The organism is Pedobacter sp. UYEF25 (assembly GCF_054061655.1).
Map to the genome: position 1 here is coordinate 1 of NZ_JBSSEL010000042.1, position 3,489 is coordinate 3,489.

Annotated in this window: 2 rRNA genes; both read right to left on the reverse strand. The window is 51.6% G+C overall.

Going from position 1 to position 3,489, the window contains the following annotated elements:
• Nucleotides 1-23 precede the first annotated feature (23 nt).
• Nucleotides 24-135 (reverse strand): 5S ribosomal RNA (gene rrf / locus ACVWYG_RS19125).
• 143 nt (nucleotides 136-278) lie between these two features.
• A 23S ribosomal RNA gene (locus ACVWYG_RS19130) occupies nucleotides 279-3,167 on the reverse strand.
• Between the last annotated feature and the right edge of the window lie 322 nt (nucleotides 3,168-3,489).

Here is a 3,489-nt window from a genome sequence, read left to right on the forward strand (position 1 = left end):
GCTACGGGGAATCCATCTTTAAGATCTGGCACCGACCTACTCTCCCACGTGTTACCGCAGTACCATCGGCTCTGGCGGGCTTAACTTCTCTGTTCGGAATGGGAAGAGGTGGACACCGCCGATATAGGCACCTGAATATTTTAATTTAGGGTGAAAGGTTGGAAGGTGGAGGGCGTGAGGGTAAATTACCTTCTGCCTTTCTGCCTTCGGCCTTTGGCCTTAAATGACATATTTATCGGAAGAAGAAAGGAAAAACATCACAGACAACAGTGTGTTGCCCTTGAAAGCTTCGGGTGATTAGTACTACTCGACTGTGGTGTCGCCACCTTTACATCTATAGCCTATCAACGTGGTAGTCTCCCACGGCCCTATATGGAACTCTCATCTCGTGGCTAGTTTCGCACTTAGATGCTTTCAGCGCTTATCTATTCCCAGCGTAGCTACTCTGCAATGCCCCTGGCGGAACAACAGATTCACTAGAGGCTAGTCCAACCCGGTCCTCTCGTACTAAGGTCAGCCCCACTCAAAATTCCTACGCCCACAACAGATAGGGACCGAACTGTCTCGCGACGTTCTGAACCCAGCTCGCGTGCCACTTTAATCGGCGAACAGCCGAACCCTTGGGACCTTCTCCAGCCCCAGGATGTGACGAGCCGACATCGAGGTGCCAAACCTCCCCGTCGATATGAGCTCTTGGGGGAGATCAGCCTGTTATCCCCAGCGTACCTTTTATCCTTTGAGCGATGGCCCTTCCATGCAGAACCACCGGATCACTATATCCGTCTTTCGACCCTGTTCGACCTGTATGTCTCACAGTCAAGCAAGCTTATGCTATTGCACTCCACGTACGGTTACCAAGCGTACTGAGCTTACCTTTGAAAGCCTCCGTTACCTTTTTGGAGGCGACCACCCCAGTCAAACTACCCATCAAACAATGTCTCCCGCTCAGCGGGATTAGACACCGGATACAGAAAGGGTGGTATTTCAACGTTGGCTCCACGATGCCTAGCGACACCGCTTCAAAGCCTCCCACCTATCCTACACATCCTGTACCCAATATCAATGTTAAACTATAGTGAAGGTGCATGGGGTCTTTCCGTCCCGTTGCGGGTACCCGGCGTCTTCACCGGGACCACAATTTCACCGAGCTCATGGCTGAGACAGCGCCCAGATCGTTACACCATTCGTGCAGGTCGGAACTTACCCGACAAGGAATTTCGCTACCTTAGGACCGTTATAGTTACGGCCGCCGTTTACCGGGGCTTCGATTCAATGCTTCTCCGTGAGGATGACATCCCCTCTTAACCTTCCGGCACCGGGCAGGTGTCAGGCCTTATACCTCATCTCTCGATTTTGCAAAGCCATGTGTTTTTGTTAAACAGTCGCCTGGGCCTTTTCACTGCGGCTGGTATCGCTACCAGCGCCCCTTCTCCCGAAGTTACAGGGCCATTTTGCCGAGTTCCTTAGCCATGATTCACTCGAGCACCTTAGAATCCTCTTCCCGGATACCTGTGTCGGTTTGCGGTACGGGTATTCATAGCCTGAAGCTTAGCGGTTTTTCTCGGGAGTCTGATTACCTGCGCTATCCGCTCGCCCGGGGGCTAACGGTACTATCGGCGTTCGGCTAGGTCGGCGGATTTGCCTACCGTCCCAATACCTACAGCCTTTAACGATCTATTCCGTCAGATCGCGGCAGTGTCACTACTCCGTCCCCACATCGCAGCTATAAATAGTACGGTAATATTAAACCGTTGTCCATCGAATATCCCATTCGGGTTCTCCTTAGGTCCCGACTGACCCTGATCCGATTAGCGTTGATCAGGAAACCTTATCCTTTCGGTGGCGGTGTTTCTCGCACCGCTTATCGTTACTTATGCCTACATTTGCTTTTCCAGACGCTCCAGCACTCATTGCCAAATACCTTCTCCGCTGTCTGGAATGCTCCCCTACCGATACTGTACGTAGTACAGATCCCATAGCTTCGGTGCACGGTTTAATGCCCGTTTATTATCCATGCCCGATCGCTCGACTAGTGAGCTGTTACGCACTCTTTAAATGAATGGCTGCTTCCAAGCCAACATCCTAGCTGTCTGTGCAATCGGACCTCGTTAGTTCAACTTAACCGTGACTTGGGGACCTTAGCTGATGGTCTGGGTTCTTTCCCTCTCGGCCCGGGACCTTAGCACCCCGGGCCTCACTGCAGCGCATGTTAAACAGCATTCGGAGTTCGTCTGGATTTGGTAGGATTTGACTCCCCCGCACCCAATCGGTAGCTCTACCTCTGTCTAACTCTATCGCCACGCTGTTCCTAAAAACATTTCGGGGAGTACGAGCTATTTCCCAGTTTGATTGGCCTTTCACCCCTACCCACAGATCATCCGGAAACTTTTCAACGTTTATCGGTTCGGTCCTCCAGTACGTGTTACCGCACCTTCAACCTGTCCATGGGTAGATCACAAGGTTTCGCGTCTACCCCCACTGACTGTACGCCCTATTCAGACTCGCTTTCGCTTCGGCTCCGGGCTTCAAAGCCCTTAACCTTGCCAGTGAGGAGTAACTCGTAGGCTCATTATGCAAAAGGCACGCCGTCACGGAACAAGTCCGCTCCGACCGCTTGTAAGTACACGGTTTCAGGTTCTATTTCACTCCCCTGTTCGGGGTTCTTTTCACCTTTCCCTCACGGTACTGGTTCACTATCGGTCTCTCAGGAGTATTTAGCCTTACCGGATGGTGCCGGCAGATTCCCACAAGGCGTCTCCGACCTCGCGGTACTCAGGGTCCCACTGGGCCAATGGTGCTTACGTGTACGGGGCTATCACCCTGTGCCGCCGGGATTCCCATCCCGTTCCACTTCGCTGCATTGTAACCGTATCGTGGCCCTACAACCCCCACCTTGCCGTAACAAAATGGGTTTGGGCTCTTTCCCTTTCGCTCGCCACTACTTGGGAAATCATTGTTATTTTCTCTTCCTCTGCTTACTTAGATGTTTCAGTTCGGCAGGTTTGCTCCTTAATAAGGTGACATGTCTTCAACATGCCGGGTTGCCCCATTCGGAAACCTCCGGATCAGCTCATATTTGCAGATCCCCGGAGCTTATCGCAGCTTATCGCGTCCTTCGTCGCCTCTGAGAGCCAAGGCATCCCCCGTGTACTCTTTCTTACTTTCTTCTACTTGTACGCCTTTTGCGCCGTACAGTATGCTTTTTGTGCTAACGCTATCAGGAACAAAAAGCAATGATTAACGAGCAACGACCGAAGTCTCTGTTCTTTTATCTCTGTTCTTCTGTCCAAAAAAGCGCTCGCCTATTGTTGTCTGCTCTTGTTTTTTCTTACTTCTTCCAATATGTCAAAGAACTTTATTAAGGTAGAGGGTGGAGGGTGTAAAGGTCGAGGGTTTCATTGCCCCCTGCCTAAGCCTCTGCCTAACCTTATCAGTGAAAACATGCGGGCTCGAACCGTTTCTTCTGTGCCCCTGTGGCGTCTTCCTCTT